Here is a 21,227-nt window from a genome sequence, read left to right on the forward strand (position 1 = left end):
TGGAGCCGTGCAGTGAGTGTGCGCCGCGAGGCCCAGGGCGCGCGGAGTGTCGAGCGGCCGCGATCCGCCGCCTGATCGGCCTGATGTGCCGCCGTACCCGAACTGAGGAGTGACCCATGACTGAGAACCACCGCGACCGGGAGCGTCTGGTCGCCGAGCTGATCGAGGTGGGGCGCGACGCCGTGGGGCGTGGGCTCGTGCTCGCGAGCGCCGGTAATTTCTCCGTGCGGGTGTCGGAGCGCGAGTTCTTGGTGACGGCGAAGGGCACCTGGCTGGATCGCCTCACCCCCGACGACTTCGCGCTGCTCACGCTGGACGCTGATGAGACCGGCGACCCGGTGGACGTGGGCCCGGTGCCGTCGAGCGAGTGGCGACTGCACCACCGTGCCTACCGCGCGCGACCCGACGCGGAATGCGTGCTGCACCTGCACCCGCGCACGGCCGTGGTGCTCGCGAGCCTCGGGAAGCCGATCCGCCGGCTCACGCTCGACCATGCGTATTATCTCGGCGAGATCGCGGTGACGCCGTTCTATCACAACGGCACCGACGAGCTCGCGGACTCCGCCGCGGAGGCGCTGCGCGACCACGACTGCGTGGTGATGCAGCACCACGGCTGCTCGGTGGTCGCGGGGAACGTGGAGATGGCGTATCGCCGCGCGCTGAACCTCGAGGACGCCGCGCAGGCGACCGCGCTGGCGCTGCAGCTCGGGGACGCGACTACGGTCTTCCCCGACGACGCCGCGACCCACGCGTAGGGGCTGGGCTCTGCTGGACGCTGCGTTGCGTTGCGCTGCCACACGCTCGTCAGACAGTGGATAACTGCTCGCGCGGGTCGATTCGCGGCGTGTCGCCCCGCTTGACGGGTTATCCACTGTCTGACGGGCTTGGTGCGAGGGAGCATCGGAGCCTTCCAGAGGCGCGGCTAGCGCGTGACGGGGAGCTCGCGTGACGTGTCCCAGGGGACGGCCCAGCCGAGCTCGTCGAAGAGGCTCGCGAGCGTCATGCCGGTGAAGCCCCACACGAGGTGGCCGCCCAGGTGCGGGCCGAGCGTGAATGCCGCCCCGCGGTAGGTCATGGCGCCGGCGCGCAACACGGAGGTGCCGCGGGCGGCCGGGTCGAGCAGTTCCGCGACGGGCGCGCGGAACACCTCCACCGATTCCGCGTGGTCGGCGGCGACCGCGCTCGGGCGGCACCACCACCCGATCACGGGGGTGACCAGGTTGTTGCTGACCGGGATGTGCACCGGCGGCAGCTCGCCGAGCACTTCGACGCCCTCCGGGTCGACCCCGGTCTCCTCGGCGGCCTCGCGCAGGGCTGTGTCGGCGGCGTCGCGATCCTGCGCCTCTGCACCCCCACCCGGGAACGCGATCTGACCGGCGTGATGCCGCATGCTGTCCGCGCGCCGCGTGAGCAGCACGTCCAGCTCGGGCGCGACTGTGTCGACGCCCTGCACGGCTGGCCTGCGATCGAGCGCACCGAAGAGGATCAGCACCGCCGCTCGCCGGAGACTCCTCGCACCCTCCACGCCCTGCGGCTGGTACGCGACCCGGGTGCATCGACGGAGCAGTTCGCGCAGTTCGCGCTCGGCATCTGCGGCTGTTCGGGGCATACGGTCACCCTACAACCGGCCGACTAGCCCTCCGCGAGCAGATCGAAGATGCCCTCGGGCACCCGCTGCGACCGCGCCCATGGCTCCCGATCGCGCCGGGCGACGCGCTTCACCTGCTGCGACTCCTCCGCGCGCACCTGGGTGAGCACGGCGACGACCGCAGCGCGCTCGGCATCGCTCACGTTGCGCGTGATGAAGCGGATGTCGGAGCCGTGCAGCACCTCGTCGGTCGCGAGCTCGTCGCGCTTGGCGGCGTCTCGGGCCGCGGCATCGGGCGGCAGGGCGCTCTGGGCATCGTTCGGCGCGGTCGGGATCGCCGAGCTGTCGGGCGCTGCGACCTCTGCGGCCGCTGCGCTCTTCGACAGCTCTGCGCCGGTGTCGCCGTTCTGTGCTGCGTGCTTCGCCATGCTCGGCCCCTAGAGGGGGATGTTCCCGTGCTTCTTGGCGGGCTGCTCGGTGCGCTTGCCGCGGAGACCACGGAGGGCCTTGATCACGGCGAGGCGCGATCCTGCCGGCTCGAGCACGTTATCGAGCTCGCCGCGCTCCGCCGCGAGGAACGGTGAGGTGACGTCTGCGGTGTACTTCGCCGTGAGCTCTGCGCGCAGCGCCTCGACGTCGTCCCCGCGCTCGGCAGCGGCGGCCAGTTCCTTGCGGTACAAGATGTTAACGGCGCCCGCGCCGCCCATCACCGCGATCTCGGCGGTCGGCCAGGCGATGTTGAAGTCGGCGCCCATCTGCTTCGAGCCCATCACGATGTACGCTCCGCCGTAGGCCTTGCGCGTGATGATCGTGACGAGCGGCACGGTGGCCTCGGCGTATGCGTAGAGCAGCTTCGCGCCGCGGCGGATCACGCCCTGGAACTCCTGGTCGGTGCCGGGCAGGTAGCCGGGCACGTCGACGAGGGTGAGGATCGGGATCGAGAACGCGTCGCAGAACCGCACGAAGCGCGCGGCCTTCTCGCTGGCGTCGATGTTGAGCGTGCCCGCCATTTGGTTCGGCTGATTCGCGACGATGCCGACGGTGCGGCCCTCGACCCGGCCGAAGCCGATGAGCATGTTCGGCGCGAAGAGCGGCTGCACCTCGAGGAAGTCGCCGCCGTCGAGGATCGCCTCGATGACCGTCTGCATGTCGTACGGCTGATTCGGGCTGTCCGGGATCAGCGTGTTGAGCCGGCGGTCGGCATCCGTGATCTCGAGCGCGGTGTCCGTGTCGTAGATCGGCGCCTCGGCAAGGTTGTTGTCCGGGAGGTAGCTGATGAGCGCGCGGGCGTAGTCGAGCGCGTCGAGCTCGTCGCTCGCGAGGTAGTGCGAAACGCCGCTCGTCTTATTGTGCGTGAGCGCGCCGCCGAGCTCCTCGAAGCCGACCTCCTCGCCCGTGACCGTCTTGATGACGTCCGGGCCGGTGACGAACATGTGGCTGGTCTTGTCGACCATGATCACGAAGTCGGTGAGCGCGGGGGAGTACACGGCGCCGCCAGCGGACGGGCCCATCACGATCGAGATCTGGGGGATCACACCCGAGCACATCGTGTTGAGTCGGAAGATGTTCGCGTACTTCGAGAGCGCGACCACGCCCTCCTGGATGCGCGCTCCGCCGGAGTCGAGGATGCCGAGCACGGGCGCGCCGGTCTTCAGCGCGAACTCCATCGCCTTCACGATCTTCTCGCCCGCGACCTCGCCGAGCGAGCCGCCGAACGTGGTGAAGTCCTGCGCGTACACGACCACCTGGCGGCCGTGGATCGTGCCGGCACCCGTGACGACCGAGTCGCCGAAGGGGTGGCTCTTCTCCATGCCGAAGCCGTGCGAGCGGTGCTTGACGTACTTGTCGAACTCGACGAAGGAGCCGGCGTCGAGGAGGGCCGCGATGCGCTCGCGCGCGGTCATCTTTCCGCGCGGGTGCTGCTTCGCGGCGGCGGAGGCGTCGCGATCGCCCACGGCCTCCTGATACTTGCGGCGATGATCGGCGATGCGGTCGGCGGTCGTCGCGGGCGCGATGTTCTCTGCAGTCACGCATGCCAGCCTAGCGCGGGGGGTTCCCGTGAACCCCAACAACCTCTCCAACGGAATCAAGATTCCTTGGTCGGATGTCTACGAAGGGGATCCGCGGCGTTCTAATCGAAGATGTCGCCGAGGAGACCGCCGAGCAACACGCCCCCGATCACCGGCCCGAGCACGCCGCCCGCGCCGCCCTGCCCGCCGCGCGAACCGCCCCAGCCGCCGCCCATGCCGCCGGGTCCGCCCCAGCCGCCGCCTCCGCCCATGCCGCCCCAATCGTCTCCGTCGGGGCGGGACGAATCGATGTCGCGCTGGGCGAGCCGAAGCGCCTCGTCGGCGAGCTCTGACGAGCGGCGGGAGAGGCGCATGACCTCTTCGCGGCTGTCCTCGGTCGCCGGAGTTCCGGCGATTTCGGTGCGGATCCGCCGCGCCTCGGCAAGGCGCGTGCGTGCATCGGCACCGATCCATCCGCGGTGTCCCTCGATGAGGCTCGAGGCCACACCGATCGCGTGATCCGCGGCAGAAATGCTGTGCTGCACCTGCTCCGCGCTCGGGATCGGCTTTGCGGCGCGTGCCCGGGCTGCGTCGAGCGCCGCGTTCGCGTTCGAGACGAGCGCGAGATCCGCGAACGGATCGCGCTGGCGGCCCGAGCTCACCTCCGCGAGCGCCGCCTCGAGCCGTTCCACGGCCGCTTCGACGGCGTTATTGCGCGGTTCGGTTCGGGCTTCCGAGATGTCGCCGCGCGAGTCCTCGATGACGTCGGCGAGCGTGTTCTGCGCGCGCAGCGCCTCGATTTCGAAGGTGTCGACGCTGTCGAGGATCGATGTTGCGCGTCGCACCGTCTCGATGGCGGTCTCGAGCGCGAGGTTCGCATCGGCGAGCGCCCCGGCGGCGCGGCGCCGATCCGAGAGGTCGGCCGAGTGCAGCGCGAAGTCCAGGAGCTGCTCAACATCCTCGGAACTGAGCCGCACGCGCTGGAGTGCGGACGGGCTGTAGCGTGCGGCGAGGCGAGCGGTCGCCTCTTGGGCCTCGGGTACCCGGGCCTGGAGCGCCGCGACGTCTTGGCGCACGCGCTGCACCATCTCGGGCGCACGGCGCGCACGCTCGACGCGGGCCTGCAGTGCCGCGGTGCGCTCGTCGAGCACGGACTCCGCCCACTCGCAGAGCTGCAGGATGCGAGCATTGCGGGTGCGGAGCTCTTCCGGGGTGTCGGGGATGTGGTCGTGGTTCAGCTGGTGCAGCTGGAACGCCTCGCCGAGGTGTTCACGCACGGATTCCAGCCCGACGCGGAGCTCGGTCGTGGCCTCGTCGCCTAACTCGGCCGTCGCAAAGGCGAGCTCGTCGCTCGTCGCGCGGATCCGCTCGTCAGCGGCGACAAGCGCGCTGCGCGCTCGGCGCGACTGGTTCTCGTCATTCGCGCTCTGCTGCGCCTGCGCCTCGCGATCGCGGCGTCCCCAGAATCCCACGGTGCTCCTTCGTACTGCACTGATACGTCGTGGGCGACGGAGCCCTCAGCCCCGTCGCCCGAGCGGTTACCGAGGCCGCTGCTGCCTCGGCGACCTCAGCGTCCGCTACTGCCCGATCGCCTGCTGCGGGTTGCCCGCCTTGAGCGCGGCGAGCCGCGCCTCGACCTCGGTGACGGCCTCGAAATTCTCGAGCTCGTTGAACTGCGAATCGAGCGTCGATGCGGCGATCTCCTGCTTGCCCCGCGCGAGCGCCTCCTGCCGACGAATCTTCTCCTCGAAGCGGCCGAGGTCGCTCGTCGGATCGAGCACGTCGATCGACTTCACCGCATCGGCCACGCGATTCTGAGCCTCGGCGGTCTTGGCGCGCGCGATGAGTTCCGCGCGCTTCGACTGCAACTGCTGCAGCTTCTCCTTCATGCCGTTGAGCCCGGCCTTGAGCTTCTCGGTGACCTCGCGCTGCGACGCGATCGTGGGCTCGGCGGCGCGTGCCTCGTTCTCCTCGGTGATCTGGCGCTGCAGCGCGACCTTCGCCAGGTTGTCGAACTTGTCGGCGTCGACGGTGTTGCCCGCTGCTCGCATCTCGTCAGCCTTCGCGCTCGCCGCGATCGCCTTGCGGTTCCACTCGGCGGCGGTGCGCACGTCCTCCTCATAGTCCTGCTCGAGCAGGCGCAGGTTGCCGATCGTCTCCGCGATCGCCTGCTCCGCATCAGAGATGTTGTTCGAGTAGTCGCGCACGAGCTGGTCAATCATCTTCTGCGGATCCTCGGCGGAGTCGAGGATCGAGTTGATGTTTGCGCGAACGAGCGTAGTGATGCGCCCGAGGATGGACTGCTTCGACATGAGAGATTCCTTTCGGCGGAGCGATGTGGATCGAGGTAAAGACGGAGCGGTTTGGATCGAGTGTAGGGAAAAGTGCTGGGGAAGCACCGAGCCTTGATGGCGAATGCGAGTTCAGCGGGAGGCGATCATCATCAGGCTAGAACCGACCACCCCCACGGCGACTCGAGCGGCCGCTCGAGCGGCGCGACGAGCCACCGGACCGGCGTGACGAGCCGCCCCACGAAGAGCCCCCAGAGCGGCGGGCGGATCCGCCACCCCACGAGCCTCCCGAGCCGCTGCCCCAGAAGCCGCCGCCGGACCCGCCGTATCCGCCGAAGCCGCCGCTGCCGAGGATGCCTCCGAGCACCGCTCCGAGGTCGCCGCCCGACGGACCGCCCTGGCGATAGCCTCCGTTGTAGCCGCTGCCGTAGCCGCCTCCGTACCCGCCGTAGCCGGATAGGTCGGCCTGCGCGTACGAAAGCGATTCGGCCGCGAGGGCGGAAGCACGCTGGGCTTCGCCGAGGGCACCCCGAGGGTCTGCGACGCGTGCCGCATCCGCCCGCGAGAGCGCGGCGCGCGCCTCGCTTGCCCGGGTGCGCGCGGTCGCGCCAATGGCCCCTCGCCGCGCGTCGATGAAGGTCTCGGCCTGCCGCACCTGCTCGGCCGCCTGCGCGAACTGGGCTTCGAGGAGACCGCGCGCCCGCGCGGTCTCCTGCGCCGCGTGCACGACCCCGTCTATGCGAGTGTTGGCGGCATCGAGCGCTTGCACCGCTTGCGAGGGGCGGCGCGCGGCGCTCGAGAGGTTTTCGCGCGCGCGGGCCACCTGCTGCTCGGTTTCGGCGATCGCTGCGGCAACGGACCCGTCCGGATCCGGGAGAGAGCGTGCGGACGCGATGTCGGACTCGAGTTCTGCGATGAGCTCTTGGCACCGCGTTTCGAGGCCCACGAGCTCGGTGCCGAGCGTCGTGATGGACTGCTGGAGCGATTCGGCGCTCGCGACCGACGCCTCGGCCTCGCGGATCGCGAGAGCGGCCGCACCATTGTCGGGAGGCGTTGCGCCAAGTGCCGCAGAGGCCGCGGTCTCGCGCTCGGCGGCGAACGAGAGGAGCGATGCGGCCTGCTCCGTTGCGCCTGCGAGCGCTGCGAGTTCTTCCGGCGCATAGCTCGACGAGAGCCGAGTGACCTCGGCCTCGGACGCGGCCCGCGCGGTGTCGGCACGGCCTCGGCGCTGGCTCAGCGTCGCGAGCGCAGCCGGAGCGTTCTGCTCGATCGCTCGCAACTGCACGAACGCTTCGGCTTGGGCGTCGAGTGTCTCGTCGACACCACCGCAAAGCTCGATGATCCGCTGCAGCCATTCGCGACTTTGCGCCTCCGTGTCGGGAACCGCGTCGTCGAGCTGCTGCTGCAGCGAGAACGCCTCGAGCAACTGCGCCCGGGCTTTCTCAAGCGCATCTGCGAACTCGCTCACCGCGTCGTCCCCGAACTCCGCCCGCGCGAACTCGAGCTCCTGTGAGCTCGACTTCACGGCGTCGTCGGCGGCGACGAGCGCGGAACCCGCGGTGCGCGAGAGCTCGGCGAGATCCTGCTCGACCGCCTGCTTCTCACGGCGTTTCCGAGCGGCACGCGTGAGCCCGAAGGCGGCCGCGCCGATCCCGAGCACACCCGCCCCGATGCCGACCCCGATCGCGGTGTTGCGCCCGGGAGCAGCCTGCTCCTCCTCGAGCCCCTCAGCCGCTGCGGTGATCGCGTCGGCGTAGTCGCCTTCTCGCAAGCCCGGGAGCACCCGCTCCTCGATGCGCCCGAGCGCGTTATCACTCAGCGTGCCGCTGAGCGGCGACGAGATGTAGTACTGCCGCCCCTCGGTCGAGACCGCGAGCAGGTACTGCGAATCGCCCAGGCCATTCAAGTCGGCCGTCTGGTTCGCCCAGGCGATGCGGTCGTTCGGGTTCGTGAACTCGTCGACGAACACCACATACAGGTCGAGGCCGGTCTCCTCGCTCGCTGCCGCCAGACGCGCGTTCGCGTCGTTCTCCTCGGCGTCGGTGAGCGCGTCCGAATCATCGGTCACGAAGGTGTCGCTGAGCGTGACCGGCGCGACGGCGGGAGCGAGTGCGGTTGCGGTAGCCTGACGCGGGCCGGCAGCGAGCGCGGGAGTTGCCCCCAGCGGCCCCGATGCGACCGCCGCGTTCGCAAGAAACCAAGCAGCGGTCAGGATCGCGATGCACGCAGCCGCGATCAGCGCTCTGGCGCGGCGGGAGCCCCGGCCCGAGCCGAGACGACGGAGTCCGAAAGTCGTGTGATCCACACTCGGAGTGTATTGCGCACCACCGACACGGTCCACGGCTTGCGCGGATCGCCTCGGGCTGGTGCCTCGCTGCGAGGCATCAGTGTCGGAGGCACGCGGTAGCGTGATCCGCATGCACCTGCCCCGCTCCCGCGCGCGCCTCCCCGAGGTGATTTGGCGCGACTCCTCGCCCTCCACGAACGCAGAGCTCCGCGAGCTCGTGCGGTCGCGCCCCGACCTGCCGAACGGCACGCTCCTCGTGACGAGCGACCAGACCGCCGGCAGGGGCCGCCTCGACCGCGGCTGGGCCATGCCGCCCGACACTTCGCTCGCGACATCGGTGCTCGTGCGTGGATTCGGCGCGGGCGGGCTCGCTCCGAGCTGGTTGCCGTTGCTCGCGGGGTCCGCACTCGCGACAGCACTGCAACCGCACTTCACGGCGGCTGCTGGCGCCATCAGCGAGTCCGGCGGCGGATCGGCGGGCGCCGAGTTCGGTGACAGCGCGATGGCGGGCGAAGCGAAGCGGGTCGGCGTGAAATGGCCGAACGACGTGCACGTCCGCGACGAGGAGGACGCGATCGCCGGGCGTCCCGGGAAGAAGCTGTGCGGTCTGCTGTGCGAGATGCTGCCGAGCGATGGCGTACGCGCAAGCGGTGCCGCGCATGTAAGCACCGGCGCGGCTGCCGGCGCTGCTGCCGAAGCCGGCCGCACCATCATCGTGGGCGCGGGCATCAACCTCCTCATCCCGGAGTGGGATCTGCCGACCGAGCGGGCAGGTTCGCTGCTCTCCGAAGGCGCCGACGTCGGCGGGGCTGAGACTCTTGCGGACCCTGTGGGGCAGGAGCTGGCGGATCGCGTGCTCGCCGACTACGTCGCCGAGCTCTTGCGCCTCGCTGCGCTCGCCGCCGCCAACCCTGCCGCTGCTCGGGCGCGGGTGGCCCGGCACTCGCTCACGCTGGGCACGGAGGTGCGTGTGCACCTCCCCGGCGACGAGATCGTGGACGGGCGCGCGGCACGTCTCGCGGAGGACGGATCCCTCGTCGTCGACCTGCCGACCGGCGGCGATCTCACTGTCTCAGCGGGAGACATCGAGCACCTCCGCTAGTCGACCTGCGCGATCACCGCGCCCGGTGCAGTTCCTCGCCCAGCACGGTCGTACTGTGCACGCGCGTCTCCAGCAGCGCCGCGGGGGCGGTTTCGAGCGGGTTCACGTCGAGCACGACGAAGTTGGCGTTGAGACCCGCTCGAATTCGGCCCGTCGTACCGTCCATTTCCCCGGCGAACGCCCCACCGGCGGTGAGCGCGGCGAGTGCCTCGGCGGGCGTGAACGCGCGCTCGGGGTGATAGGGGGCGCGTTCGGGGGCGAGCACGGAAGCTCCGGTCAGCGCGATGTAGAGGTTCGGTATGGCCTCGTGCGGCGCGGTCGGAGCGTCGGTGCCGAGCGTCACTGCGACGCCCGCGTCGCGGAACTTGTGCCAGGGGAACCCGAGCTCCTGTCGCTCGTCGCCGAGCTGCGCCTTCCAATTGTCGAGCACGGCGGGATCGCAGTGGACGGGCTGCATCGAGGCGATCACGCCGAGTTCCGCCATGCGGATGATGGTGTCGTCGGCAACGCTCTCCAAATGTTCGATACGGTGGCGACGGTTGCGCGGTCCGTTGACCCGCACGCAGTGCTCGATGACGTCGAGGGCGATCTGGCTCGTGCGGTCGCCGATCGCATGCATTGCGATCTGCAAGCCGGCATGGTCAGCAGTCTCGGCGACGGGAAGGAGCCGCTCGAACGTCCAGATCGGTTCGGCGTTGCTCCCGTTCGCGTACGGCTCGATCATCGTGGCCGTGCATGCGTCGATGACGCCGTCCATGATGAACTTCACTCCCGCGATGCGCAGCCAGTCAGCTGCCGGGCCCGCAGCGATCTCCTCGCGCAGCTCGGCGATGCCCTCGGCGCCTTCGACATCGCGAGCCGTGTCGCCAGTCGGCTCGAGAATCCAGTGCGCCGTGATCGGAAATGGAAGCCGCCCGTCGCGGGCGACGATCGCGCGCAGCCCTTCGACCTCGGCGCTGTTGAGCGACATCTCAGTTGCGCCGGTCACCCCGGCCTCGAGGTAAGTCGCGAACGCCCGATCGAGCGCGGCGATGACGTCTTCTTCGGTGCTCTGCGAGCGGAGGAACGCCCACGCGTACTGGGTTCCAGCGGTCTCGAGCAGCAGGCCGGTCGCGTTGCCGTCGGCGTCGCGAACAACCTCGCCGCCGACTGGATCGGGGGTGTCTCGGTTGATGCCGAGTTCCCGTAGCGCGGCGCTGTTCACCCAGGTCGAGTGGAAGTCGTTCGCGTCGAGGTACACGGGCACGTCGGGCAAAACCTCGTCGAGCATCGCCGCAGTCGGCTGCGCACCCCCGACCGCGTCGAAGAGCCAACCGCTCCCGAGCACACGTGCGGCCTCCGGGTCGGCACCGCGCGCCGCGACGAGGCGCTCCTGCATTTCGGCGAGCGAGGCGCAGTCGCGGAGCTGCACCCGTCCGAGCGACTCTCCGAAGCCGACAAGGTGCGTGTGCGAGTCGATGAAACCGGGCGCAACGAACCGCCCCTTGAGGTCGAGCTCGACGACCTCTCGCGATCCTGCCCCGCTCGAAACCCCACCCACGGCCGCGCGTACCTCTTCGATTGAACCGACGGCAATGAACCGACCGTGCTCGACAGCGAAAGCCTCAGCGATGGGGCTCGGCTGCTCGGGCATTGCGTCGGCCGTGAATACGACGGCATTGCGGTACAGGGTGGTCGTCATTGTGATCTCCGAGGGTGGGGCGCGGGGCGGTGGGGGCGTACGGGGACACCGTGATTCGGCGCCCCCGGGGAAGGAACTATCGTGCTGAGCGGGACTCCGAGGCGTTAAGTGGGTGCTCCGCCGAGAGCGCATCGATCGCCTCAGTCGACGGGACTTCCTCTGAGAAATTGAGCTTCGGCACCGGCTTGCGGAAGAACCCGGTTTTCATCGCGAGGATCGCGACGCCGATCACGATCCAAATACCGCCGATGACCCAGGTAATGCCCTCGAGCGAGGTCCACAGCCAGATCGTGAGCACGAAGCCGATCAGAGGGATCACGCCGTACCGGAACCAACCCCACGCCGAGACGGTTTGGGTGCGGCCGCCCTTCGGGAAGAGGTATGTGCGGATGACGGAGAGATTGACCATCGCGAACGCCGCGAGCGCACCGAAGCTGATCATGAACGCCGCCTGGTCGAGGCTCACGAAGAGGCTCGCGAGGGCGACGACCGAGACGGTGGTCGCGGCGACGATCGGGGTGCCGAACCGCTTCGAGAGGATGCCGAGCGGCCTCGGCAGAATGCCGTCGCGTCCCATCGAGTAGAGGATGCGCGAGACCGCGACCTGTCCCGCCAAACCCGAACCAAAGCAGCCCGCGACGGTGATGATCACGAAGATGGCTGCGAGCAGATCACCGCCGACGTGGCTGAACAGCACCGCGCCCGCCGCATTGAGTAGATCGTCGGACGCGGTGCTCCAATCGCTGAGGTAGTAGGCGCGCGCGCCGACGTACGCAATCGCGATGAAGATGAACCCGCCGATGATGGTGGTGAGCATGATGGCGCGAGGGATGTCGCGACGGGGGTTCTTCGCCTCTTCAGAGAGCGTCGAGACCGCATCGAACCCGAGGAACGAGAGCGCGAGCACCGCAGCACCCGTGAAGATCGGGCTGTACCCGACAGAACCCGGGATAAAGGGATCGAGGAGCGAGGGGGCGTTAGGGTCGTTGATCGTGGCCTTGACCGCGAGGATCGCGAAAACGATGACGGCGGCGAGAGACACGACGACGATCACGGTGTTGATCTTGCCGACGAGCGAGATGCCGAGGACGTTGAAGATGAACACGGCGAGCAGTGCCGCGAACGTGAAGATCCAGCTCGGAACGCTCGGGAACTGGGTGCCGACGTAGAGCCCGAGGATCAGGAAGTTGATCATCGGAATGAAGAGGTAATCGAGCATGAGCACCCAGCCGGTGAGGAAACCGGTGGCACCGCCGAAGGCCTGCTGCGAGTAGGTGTACGCCGATCCCGCTACGGGGTAGCGGCGCACCATTGCTGCATAGCTTGCCGCGGTGAACAGCATGACGACGAGCGCGACGATGTACGAGTCGACGAGGTGCCCCTCGGTCAGCTGGTTCACGATTCCGTACGTCGTGAACACCGTGCCGATGGCCATGTACGACAGCCCGAATAGCGTGAGTGTAATGGGGCCAAGAGTGCGCTTGAGGTGCGCCCCGGATGCTTCGCTCACTGAATCTCCTGTGATGTGGCGGCTGGTGCCGGTGTCTCGCGCCGGTTCCGTCTGCGGAACGGCGACCAAAATGAACAACGTTCTTTTTGACACGATTAGACTAGACGCAGATCGTCGGGTTCGCGAGTTCAGTCGCGCGAATCGTCCCTGATCGGTTTCAACAAGGGAGTGATGCTGGTGGGTGAACGAGGATCGCGGCGCGTGGGCCGGCCGAGCGAAGGAGTGCTCACGCGGGAGCGAATCGTGGAGACCGCACTCGACCTCCTCGACGAACACGGCGAGGCGTTCGGCATGCGCGACCTGGCACGCGAGCTCGGGGTGCGACCATCCGCGCTGTACAACCACGTCGAAAACAAGGAAGACGTATTCCGCGGTATTCGCGAGCTGATCGCTGGGAGAGTTTCGACGCGAGAACTTGACGCCGAGCCCTGGGATTCGGCGCTCGCCGCCTGGGCGCGCTCCTACCGAGCTGCGTTCGCGGCGCACCCGCCGACGATCGCCCTGCTCGCTGTCATGCCGTTCGACCCGAGCTCACGCGTATTCGCGGTTTACGAACGCATCGTGAGTCTGCTCGTCGCTGAAGGGTGGAGACGAGCTGACGCCCTCAACATCCTTGTCGCGCTCGAATCCTTCATTCTCGGCTCCGCGCTCGACGCGGCCGCTGCTCCCGACATGATGGACGCGCGCGAGCGCGACGATGTCCCGAACTTCACTGCTGCGTACGAGGATCGCCGGCAGCGCGAAGCAAGTACTGGCGATTCACCAGCAGACCAGGCGTTCGCGGCCGGTCTCGAGCTGCTGCTGCGGGGGCTTCGCTCCGAACAGCGCGATCGCGAGGGCGGCCTCGGGCAGCGCACGCAGCTCTCTGGCCGTGCCCATCAGGCAGTGGAAAGCTGATCGCGCGGACCCGCTCTCGGCGTGTCGGCCCGAACGGCGGGTGATCCACTGTCTGACGGACGCAAAGGAGCACTGCGCGTATCTGTGAATCGCGCGCATCCGGAACCGGCAGAGCACCGCCGGGAAACGTGGACCCTCCCCCAGCGCCCCGCGATCCGCACAGAAAAAGGGCCCCAGCGCCATCAAGCGACTGGGGCCCTTCTCGAGGTACAAGCGCAGCGAGTTACGCGCGCCCGCCCTCGAGCGGGTACTCCTCGGCGAGCTGATCGATCTGCTCGGTGCTCGGATCGCGCTCGGAGAAGTCCATCTTCGGCACGGGGCGGCGGAACCCGCCGGTCACGATCGCGATGATGATGACGCCCACGACGAGCCAGATCGCGCCGACGAGCCAGGTGAGCGCCTGGAGCGAGGTCCACAGCCAGATCGTCAACGCGAACCCGATAAGCGGCACGAGCCCGTAGCGGATCCACGCGCCGGCGCCCTCAGGTCGACGCCCGTCCTTCGGGAACAGGTACGTACGGATCACCGAGAGGTTCACCATCGCGAACGCCGCGAGCGCGCCGAAGCTGATCATGAACGCGACTGTGTCGAGCGACAGGAACAGTGAGGAGAGCGCGAAGACCGACACCACGATCGCCGCGACGATCGGCGTGCCGAAGCGGTGGTGCAGGCGCGAGAGCGGCCGGGGCAGCATGCCGTCGCGGCCCATCGCGTAGAGAATGCGCGAGACCGAGACCTGCCCGGTCATGCCCGAGCCGAACGCGCCCACGACATACACCGCGACGAAGAACGAGGTGATCCAGTCGACGCCGAACGTGTCCATGACCGTCGTGCCGGCGGCGTCGATCTGCTCGGCGCTGAGGGTGCTCCAGTCGGGGTTGAAGGCGAGGCCACCAGCCCACGACACGAGGATGAAGAAGAACCCGCCGACGAGCGTGGAGAGGATGATCGCGCGCGGAATATCGCGGCGCGGCTTCTTCGCTTCCTCGGAGAGGGTCGAGACCGCATCGAAGCCGAGGAACGAGAGGGCGAGGATCGCCGCACCCGACGCGATCGCGCCGATGCCGCCCTCACCGAACGTGAATGGCTCGATGATGCCGACGGTCTGGTCGCCGCCCAGGTACTCCTTGAACGCGAGCGCGACGAAGACCACGACGAGCACCACCGACAGCGCGATGATGACGAAGTTGACCTTGTTCACCAGGTTGATGCCGAGGATGTTGAAGACCAGTACGAGCAGCAGCGCGACGAGGGTGAACACCCACACGGGCACCGCGGGGAACTGGGTGTTGAGGTAGATGCCGATGAGCATGAAGTTGATCATCGGGATGAAGAGGTAGTCGAGCAGCATCACCCAGCCGGTCAAGAAGCCGGCCGCGCCGCCGAACGACTGCTGCGTGTACGTATAGGCGGATCCCGCGACGGGGTAGCGCTTCACCATCGCGCCGTAGCTCGCCGCGGTGAACAGCATGGTAATGACCGCGACGATGTAGCTCGCGGGCAGGTGGCCGTCAGTGACCTGGTTGACGATGCCGTAGGTGGTGAAGACGGTGATGACCGTCATGTAGGTCACCCCGAACAGGGTCAGGCCGGTGAGGCCGAGCTCCCTCTTGAGGTGGGGGCGTTGGGTCGTGTCGCTCACGGGGTCTCCTTTGAGTCGTGATGTGGAGCGGGGGAAGTGTGGTGTTGGGGCCGGGCAGGCCGCATGCTTGCGGGCACGGCGCTTGCGGGTATCAGGCGGTTGAGTTGGCGGCGGATCGAGCCGCGCCGGCGACCGCGTCGGCGTTCGACGCTCCGGAGTACGTCGGTTCCCCGGCGATCCAGGTGCCCCGAACCGCGATATCCGCGATCGCCTCCGGTGCGACGGCGAGCGGATCGGCAGAGAGCCACACGGCGTCTGCGACTTGCCCCACTTCGAGCGTGCCGCGATCCGCCGCGAGCGCCTGGCGCGCGATGCCGGTCGTGTACGCCGCGAGTGCCGCGCTGGCGCTGATGCGCTCGTCGGGGAGCCATGATTCGGCGCCCGGCTCGAGGTGGCTGTGGCGGGTCACGGCAGTCGAGAGCGCGGGGCGCCAGTCGCGGGTGGTGACGGGCCAATCGCTGCCGAAGGTGACGGTGGCGCCGCTGCGATGCACCGAGCCGATGAGGTACTGCCAGTCCTCCCGCGGGTGGCCGATGTGCGGGATCGTGAGGGCCTGCATCACGGCGTCGCACTGCGCCCAGTACGGCTCGAAGTTCGCGATCACGTCGAGCTCGGCGAAGCGGGCGATGTCGGCAGGATCGAGCACGGCGACGTGCGCGATCACGTGCGGGCGCTGCTGCGGGCCGTTCGTGGCGCGCGCCGCCTCGAGCGCGTTGAGGGCACTGCGGTTCGCGGCGTCGCCGATCGCGTGGAGGTGGAGCTGGAACCCGGCGGCCTCGAACCGCTGCACGGCCTCCGTGAGTTCGGCGTCGCTCCAGTTGGGCAGGCCTCGGTCGTCGGCGCGATCCGCGTAGGGATCGATGAGCGCCGCCGTGTGATTCTCGATGACGCCGTCGACGAAGAACTTGACGGTCTCGGCGGTGAGGCGCGGCTTCGCCAGGGTGCGGACGCGCTCGCGGCCGGCGATGAACTCGTCGAGTTGCTCGCGCCAGCGCGCGGGGTCGGCACGGAACGCGAGATTGACGCGCGTGTGGAGGCGCTCCTCGCTCGCTGCGCGCAGGTAGAGCTCGAGGTCGGCGGGCTCGACCCACGCGTCCTGAATCCACGTGGTGCCGAGCTCGGCGTAGCCTCGCGTCGCCCGCTCGATGGCCTCGAGCCGTCGGTCTTCGGTGAACGCCGGGGCGACGTCGGCGAGGAAGTCGTTCGCCGCTGCCTCCTGCAGCGTGCCCATTGGTGAGCCGTCGGCGCGCCGCACGATGCGGCCGAGCGCGGGGTCCGGGGTGTCCGCGGTGATGCCGGCGGCCGCGAGCGCCGCGCTGTTGACCCACGCCGTGTGGTAGTCCCAGGCTCGGAGGATTGTCGGGGTGTCGCCCGTCACCTCGTCGAGCCAGCGCGCGTCGAAGAGGCCGCCCTCGGCGAAGGTCGCGTCGTAGCTCGCGCCCACGATCCACTCCGCATCGGGGTTCGCCGCTTTCCACTCGGCAACGGCGGTCAGGATCCCCTGCAGGTCACTCGCCGCGCGCACCTGGGGACCCAGCGCCTCCGACCCGCCGAGCACGGGGTGCGCGTGACCGTCGCCGATGCCGGGGGCGAGCGAGCCGCCCTGGAGGTCGATGATGGTGGTGCCTTCCGCGCGATCCGCCGCCAACTGCTCAGCGTCCTCGCCCAGCGCCGTGACCCGCCCGTCGGAAACGGCGAGCGCGGTGCTCGCGACGGTGCCCGAGGGCCCGTCCGGCTCGACGATCACGGTGCCATTCACGAAGATCGTGATGGGGGAGGGGGTGCTGTCGCTCATGCTGCGTCCTTGCTGCTCGATGCTGACTCGTGTGTCTGGGCTGACTCGTGTGTCTTACGGGGCTGGGCTCCGAAAACGGATTGCGGTTACCCTTGTAAACGAACGGGGTTCGTTTACCGGCGGGTTGAGAATAGTACGGATTGGCTCTGGACGCGAGCGAGCACCCCCGTTCGGCCGAAAAATGTCATTCTGTGACGGCGCGAGGCTTACGAAGGAGTGCCATGAAAGCGAACGACGCGACGATTGCTGCGAGCGACGCTGCTTCGGGCGCTGCTTCGGGCGCTGTTTCGGCTGTGGCTTCCGCTTCGGCGCGTGCCCGCAGTGGGAATCGACGAGCCGGTCGCCCGAAACAGCGAATACTCTCGCGGCGCCTGATCCTCGAGACCGCACTCGCGCTCATCGACGAGCACGGCGTTGAAGGCGCCGGCATGCGGGCAATCGCGAAGGAGCTCGGCGTGCGCCCGTCGTCGCTCTACAACCACGTGGGCGGGCAGACGGAACTCATCGCCGGAATCCGTGACTTGATCAGCGAGCGGATCCCGGTCGAGCCGTTCGAGACGCTCCCGTGGGACGCCGCGCTCGAACAGTGGGCGCTCGGGTATCGGCTCGCCTTCGCCTCGCACCCGCCCACGATCGCGCTCCTTGCGACTCAGTCGCTCGCCTCGGACTCGGGCACCGCGCGCATGTACGACGCAGTCGCCGCCGCCCTCGTGTCGGCCGGTTGGCCGGAGGAGCGCGCGCTCTCGCTGATCGTTGCCGTCGAGTGCTTCGTGCTGGGGGCAGCCCTCGACCTCGCTGCGGACAACGACATGCTCGATCCCGGGCCGCGCAGCGACGTGCCGAGTTTCTCGGGCGTCTTCCGGGCCCGCGCTCGCGCGCTCGCCGCCGCTGGCCGACGCAACGCCGATGACGCGTTCGAGCTCGGGCTCCGAGCGATCCTCGTGGGACTCCGCGCGGAATTCGCTGCGCTCACCTGACTGTTGCTCCACCGGTTTCGCTTACTGCACCCATTCCGTCTTCCGTCAGCAGCGTATCCGCCGTCAGCACACCGATCCGCACCCGAACAGGGCTGTTGATGCCGAATCAGGTGCTGAATGAATGCACCTGACGCGGGGACGCGCGGGAGAGGCCGATCCCCGCGAAAACGCCGCACTCAGAAAATGATCGTGCGGTCCCCGTCGACGAGGATGCGGTTCTCGGTGTACGAGCGCACGGCCTGCCGCAGCACGCGCGCCTCCACGTCCTGCCCGAGCTGCGTCAGGCCTCGCACCGTGTACCCGTGGTCGACGCGCACCGTGTCCTGCTCGATGATCGGTCCCTCGTCGAGGTCGGTCGTCACGAAGTGCGCGGTCGCGCCGATCAGCTTCACGCCGCGCTGATGCGCCTGCTTGTATGGGTTCGCGCCCTTGAAGCCCGGCAGGAACGAGTGGTGGATGTTGATCGCGCGGCCCTCGAGCGCGGCGCAGAGCTCGGGCGAAAGGATCTGCATGTAGCGCGCGAGCACCACGAGTTCGATGTCGAGCTCCTCGACGACCTCGAGCACGCGCGCCTCGAACGCGGCCTTGTCCGCGGGCTCCGCGATCGCTCGGTGCTCGAACGGCACGTCGTAGAACTCGGCGATGTCGCGCACGGTCTCGTGGTTCGACAGCACGAGCGGCACGTCGATCGCGAGCTGCCCGGCACGTCGGCGGTAGAGCAGGTCGTTGATACAGTGCGTCGCGGTCGAGGCGAGGATCAGCGTGCGCACCGGCCGATCCGCACGCTCCAAGCGCCACGTCATGTGGTAGCGCTCGGTCACGGGGGCGAGTGCGTCGGCGAACCGACCGTCGAAGGTCTCCGGCTGCGCGACGGCCTCGACCTGGAGCCGCATGAAGAAGCGACCCGTGTCGGCGGAGGCGAACTGCTGGCTCTCCGCAATGTTGCCGCCGGCGGCGACGATCGCCCCGCTGATCGCGTGCACGATGCCCGGTCCGTCGATGCAGGAGAGGGTGAGCACCCACTGAGTCTCGGCGGTCGCGGCGGTGTCGAGGTTCGTAGTCACGGTCTTTAGGGTACTGGGTTCGCGTTCGCGGAATCGCCGCTGTGAGTGTCGCCCCCGCTTGGTAAGCTGGTGAGGTCGTGACTGGCGTACAGATGGTCACCATCGGGAAACGACACACTGCTTGCAAGGGACGGCCGCTCGCCTGGGTCGTATCCGGAGAACGACGGTGCGCGAGCGCGCCGATGACTACCGAGGAGCCTGCATGTCCACCCAGTCCGCTTTCTTCAACGAGCCGCTCGAGGTCGTCGACCCCGAGATCGCCGAGGTCCTCAAGAACGAGCTCGGCCGCCAGCGCTCGACGCTCGAGATGATCGCCAGCGAGAACTTCGTGCCCCGCGCTGTGCTCGAGGCCCAGGGTTCCGTGCTCACCAACAAGTACGCCGAGGGTTACCCCGGCCGTCGTTACTACGGCGGCTGCGAGTTCGTCGACGTCGCTGAGGAGCTCGCCCGCGAGCGCGCCAAGTCGCTCTTCGGCGCGAAGTACGCGAACGTGCAGCCCCACTCCGGCGCTAGCGGCAACGCGGCGGTGCTCAGCGCAATCGCGGAGCCGGGCGACACGATCCTCGGCCTCGAGCTCGCGCACGGCGGGCACCTCACCCACGGCATGAAGCTCAACTTCTCGGGCAAGCTCTACAACGTCGTGTCGTACGGCGTGGACCCCGAGACCTTCCTCATCGACATGGACGTCGTGCGCAAGCAGGCGCTCGAGCACAAGCCGAAGGTCATCATCGCCGGCTGGTCGGCATACCCGCGCACGCTCGACTTCGCGAAGTTCCGCGAGATCGCCGACGAGGTGGGCGCGACGCTCTGGGTCGATATGGCGCACTTCGCGGGCCTCGTCGCTGCGGGACTCCACCCGAACCCGGTGCCCCACGCCCACGTCGTCTCGTCGACGGTGCACAAAACCATCGGCGGCCCCCGCTCGGGCTTCATCCTCACCAACGACCTCGAGATGCACAAGCGGCTGAACTCGAACGTCTTCCCCGGCCACCAGGGCGGCCCGCTCATGCACGTCATCGCTGCGAAGGCGACCGCCTTCAAGCTCGCCGCGACCGACGAGTTCAAGGAGCGCCAGGTGCGCACGCTCTCCGGCGCGAAGCTGCTCGCCGATGCGCTGACCACTGACGCCTCGAAGGCGGCAGGCGTCGACGTGCTCACCGGCGGCACCGACGTGCACCTCGTGCTCGCGGACCTCCGCAACTCGGCGCTCGACGGTCAGCAGGCCGAGGACGCACTGCACGCAGTCGGCATCACCGTGAACCGCAACTCGGTTCCGTTCGATCCGCGCCCCCCGATGGTTACTTCGGGGCTGCGGATCGGCACGCCCGCTCTCGCAACGCGCGGGTTCGGCGACGCCGAGTTTGCCGAGGTCGCCGACATTATCGCGCAGACGCTGCAGCAGGCGAACGACGTCGAGGCGCTCAAGGCGCGCGTCGTGGCTCTCGCCGACGCGTTCCCGCTGTACCCCGGCCTCGAGGAGTGGTAAGCCTTGGGCGCACAGCTGCTCGACGGTAAGGCCGCCGCATCAGCGATTAAGCAGGAGCTTGCGGTGCGAGTCGCGGCGCTGCGTGAGCGCGGGATCGTGCCCGGCCTCGCGACGGTGCTCGTCGGTTCCGATCCGGGTTCGCAGTGGTACGTCGCGGGCAAGCACCGCGACTGCGCGGAGGTCGGCATCGCGTCGATCAAGCGCGAGCTGCCGGAGACGGTGACGCAGGAGGAACTCGAGGCGGTGATCGACGAGCTCAATGCGAACCCGGAGTGCACCGGCTACATCGTGCAGCTTCCGCTGCCCGAGCAGATCGACACCGACCGGATCCTCGAGCGGATCGACCCCGACAAGGATGCCGACGGGCTGCACCCGACGAACCTCGGTCGCCTCGTGCTCAAGGCCAACGGCCCGATCGAGTCGCCCCTGCCCTGCACGCCGCGCGGCGTGATCGAGCTGGTCGAGCGCAACGGGATCTCCTGGGCCGGTAAGCACGTGGTGGTCATCGGTCGCGGTGTGACGGTCGGTCGCCCGATCGGGCCGCTGCTCACGCGCCGCGCGATCAACGCGACGGTGACGCTGACGCACACCGGAACCCGCGACCTGCCGACGCTGCTGAGCCAGGCTGACGTGATCGTCGCCGCGGCCGGTGTCGCCGGGATCGTGCGCGCGGAGCACGTGCGCCCCGGCGCGATCGTGCTCGACGTCGGGGTATCGCGCACGGTCGACCCCGAGACCGGCAAGAGCCGCGTGGTCGGCGATGTCGACCCCGACGTGGCCGCGATCGCGGGGTGGATCTCGCCGAACCCCGGCGGGGTCGGCCCGATGACGCGCGCGCTGCTGCTGCAGAACGTCGTGGAGATGGCGGAGCGCGCCTGAGCGCTTCAGCTGGGTCATG

Annotated in this window: 17 protein-coding genes and 1 riboswitch; of the genes, 6 read left to right on the forward strand and 11 right to left on the reverse strand. The window is 68.7% G+C overall.

Annotation, left to right across the window (positions count from 1 at the left end):
* Positions 1-116: 116 nt before the first annotated feature.
* Positions 117-755, forward strand: coding sequence for a class II aldolase/adducin family protein (locus tag WFH00_RS08835; protein ID WP_336660458.1), 639 nt, complete (start codon positions 117-119; stop codon positions 753-755).
* Between the two features lie 167 nt (positions 756-922).
* Here the strand turns inward: WFH00_RS08835 and WFH00_RS08840 are convergent, their stop codons facing one another.
* The 6 genes from WFH00_RS08840 to WFH00_RS08865 all read right to left on the reverse strand — a co-directional run bounded on the left by WFH00_RS08840 (position 923) and on the right by WFH00_RS08865 (position 8,193).
* Entirely contained in the window at positions 923-1,609 is a 687-nt protein-coding gene (locus tag WFH00_RS08840) for an NUDIX hydrolase (RefSeq protein ID WP_336660459.1), read from the reverse strand.
* A 23-nt stretch (positions 1,610-1,632) separates the two neighbouring features.
* The gene (locus WFH00_RS08845; RefSeq protein ID WP_336660460.1) at positions 1,633-2,016 is read right to left on the reverse strand and encodes a hypothetical protein; all 384 of its coding nucleotides are present in this window, start codon (positions 2,014-2,016) and stop codon (positions 1,633-1,635) included.
* 9 nt (positions 2,017-2,025) lie between these two features.
* A complete protein-coding gene (locus WFH00_RS08850; protein ID WP_336660461.1) occupies positions 2,026-3,618 on the reverse strand; it encodes an acyl-CoA carboxylase subunit beta in 1,593 nt (530 codons plus the stop codon).
* Between the two features lie 101 nt (positions 3,619-3,719).
* On the reverse strand, positions 3,720-5,069 hold the full coding sequence (locus tag WFH00_RS08855) for a hypothetical protein (RefSeq protein ID WP_336660462.1): 1,350 nt from the start codon (positions 5,067-5,069) through the stop codon (positions 3,720-3,722).
* Positions 5,070-5,174: 105 nt separating this feature from the next.
* The gene (locus tag WFH00_RS08860) at positions 5,175-5,909 is read right to left on the reverse strand and encodes a PspA/IM30 family protein (RefSeq protein ID WP_336660463.1); all 735 of its coding nucleotides are present in this window, start codon (positions 5,907-5,909) and stop codon (positions 5,175-5,177) included.
* Between the two features lie 136 nt (positions 5,910-6,045).
* Positions 6,046-8,193, reverse strand: a complete 2,148-nt coding sequence (locus WFH00_RS08865; RefSeq protein ID WP_336660464.1) for a TPM domain-containing protein — start codon at positions 8,191-8,193, stop codon at positions 6,046-6,048.
* A 112-nt stretch (positions 8,194-8,305) separates the two neighbouring features.
* Between WFH00_RS08865 and WFH00_RS08870 the strand changes: the two genes are divergently transcribed.
* A complete protein-coding gene (locus WFH00_RS08870) occupies positions 8,306-9,277 on the forward strand; it encodes a biotin--[acetyl-CoA-carboxylase] ligase (protein ID WP_336660465.1) in 972 nt (323 codons plus the stop codon).
* A gap of 13 nt (positions 9,278-9,290) precedes the next feature.
* Here the strand turns inward: WFH00_RS08870 and WFH00_RS08875 are convergent, their stop codons facing one another.
* Both WFH00_RS08875 and WFH00_RS08880 read right to left on the reverse strand, forming a co-directional pair.
* Positions 9,291-10,958 carry an amidohydrolase gene (locus WFH00_RS08875; protein ID WP_336660466.1) on the reverse strand — a complete coding sequence of 556 codons (1,668 nt, stop codon included), beginning with the start codon at positions 10,956-10,958 and terminating at the stop codon, positions 9,291-9,293.
* 76 nt (positions 10,959-11,034) lie between these two features.
* Complete coding sequence (locus tag WFH00_RS08880; protein ID WP_336660467.1) at positions 11,035-12,468, reverse strand: APC family permease; 1,434 nt, start codon at positions 12,466-12,468, stop codon at positions 11,035-11,037.
* Positions 12,469-12,645: 177 nt separating this feature from the next.
* Here WFH00_RS08880 and WFH00_RS08885 point away from each other — a divergent pair, with 177 nt between their 5' ends.
* Positions 12,646-13,365 (forward strand): TetR/AcrR family transcriptional regulator, encoded by a 720-nt coding sequence (locus WFH00_RS08885; RefSeq protein ID WP_442918821.1) that lies wholly within the window; start codon positions 12,646-12,648, stop codon positions 13,363-13,365.
* Positions 13,366-13,588: 223 nt separating this feature from the next.
* Here WFH00_RS08885 and WFH00_RS08890 read toward each other — a convergent pair whose 3' ends face one another.
* Both WFH00_RS08890 and WFH00_RS08895 read right to left on the reverse strand, forming a co-directional pair.
* The gene (locus WFH00_RS08890) at positions 13,589-15,007 is read right to left on the reverse strand and encodes an APC family permease (protein ID WP_336660469.1); all 1,419 of its coding nucleotides are present in this window, start codon (positions 15,005-15,007) and stop codon (positions 13,589-13,591) included.
* A 91-nt stretch (positions 15,008-15,098) separates the two neighbouring features.
* Positions 15,099-16,802, reverse strand: a complete 1,704-nt coding sequence (locus WFH00_RS08895) for an amidohydrolase (RefSeq protein ID WP_336660470.1) — start codon at positions 16,800-16,802, stop codon at positions 15,099-15,101.
* A 221-nt stretch (positions 16,803-17,023) separates the two neighbouring features.
* Between WFH00_RS08895 and WFH00_RS08900 the strand changes: the two genes are divergently transcribed.
* On the forward strand, positions 17,024-17,779 hold the full coding sequence (locus tag WFH00_RS08900) for a TetR/AcrR family transcriptional regulator (RefSeq protein ID WP_336660471.1): 756 nt from the start codon (positions 17,024-17,026) through the stop codon (positions 17,777-17,779).
* A gap of 176 nt (positions 17,780-17,955) precedes the next feature.
* On the opposite strand, the gene purU is transcribed toward WFH00_RS08900, so the two are convergent.
* Entirely contained in the window at positions 17,956-18,843 is an 888-nt protein-coding gene (gene purU, locus WFH00_RS08905; protein ID WP_336660472.1) for a formyltetrahydrofolate deformylase, read from the reverse strand.
* A gap of 67 nt (positions 18,844-18,910) precedes the next feature.
* Positions 18,911-18,998, forward strand: a riboswitch (ZMP/ZTP riboswitch).
* A gap of 47 nt (positions 18,999-19,045) precedes the next feature.
* On the opposite strand from purU, the gene glyA reads away from it, so the two are divergent.
* Entirely contained in the window at positions 19,046-20,329 is a 1,284-nt protein-coding gene (gene glyA, locus WFH00_RS08910) for a serine hydroxymethyltransferase (protein ID WP_336660473.1), read from the forward strand.
* Positions 20,330-20,332: 3 nt separating this feature from the next.
* Positions 20,333-21,208, forward strand: a complete 876-nt coding sequence (locus WFH00_RS08915; protein WP_336660474.1) for a bifunctional methylenetetrahydrofolate dehydrogenase/methenyltetrahydrofolate cyclohydrolase — start codon at positions 20,333-20,335, stop codon at positions 21,206-21,208.
* The last annotated feature ends 19 nt before the right edge of the window (positions 21,209-21,227 follow it).

Origin of the sequence: Leucobacter sp. USHLN153 (assembly GCF_037145615.1) — a bacterium.
Taxonomy (GTDB): domain Bacteria; phylum Actinomycetota; class Actinomycetes; order Actinomycetales; family Microbacteriaceae; genus Leucobacter.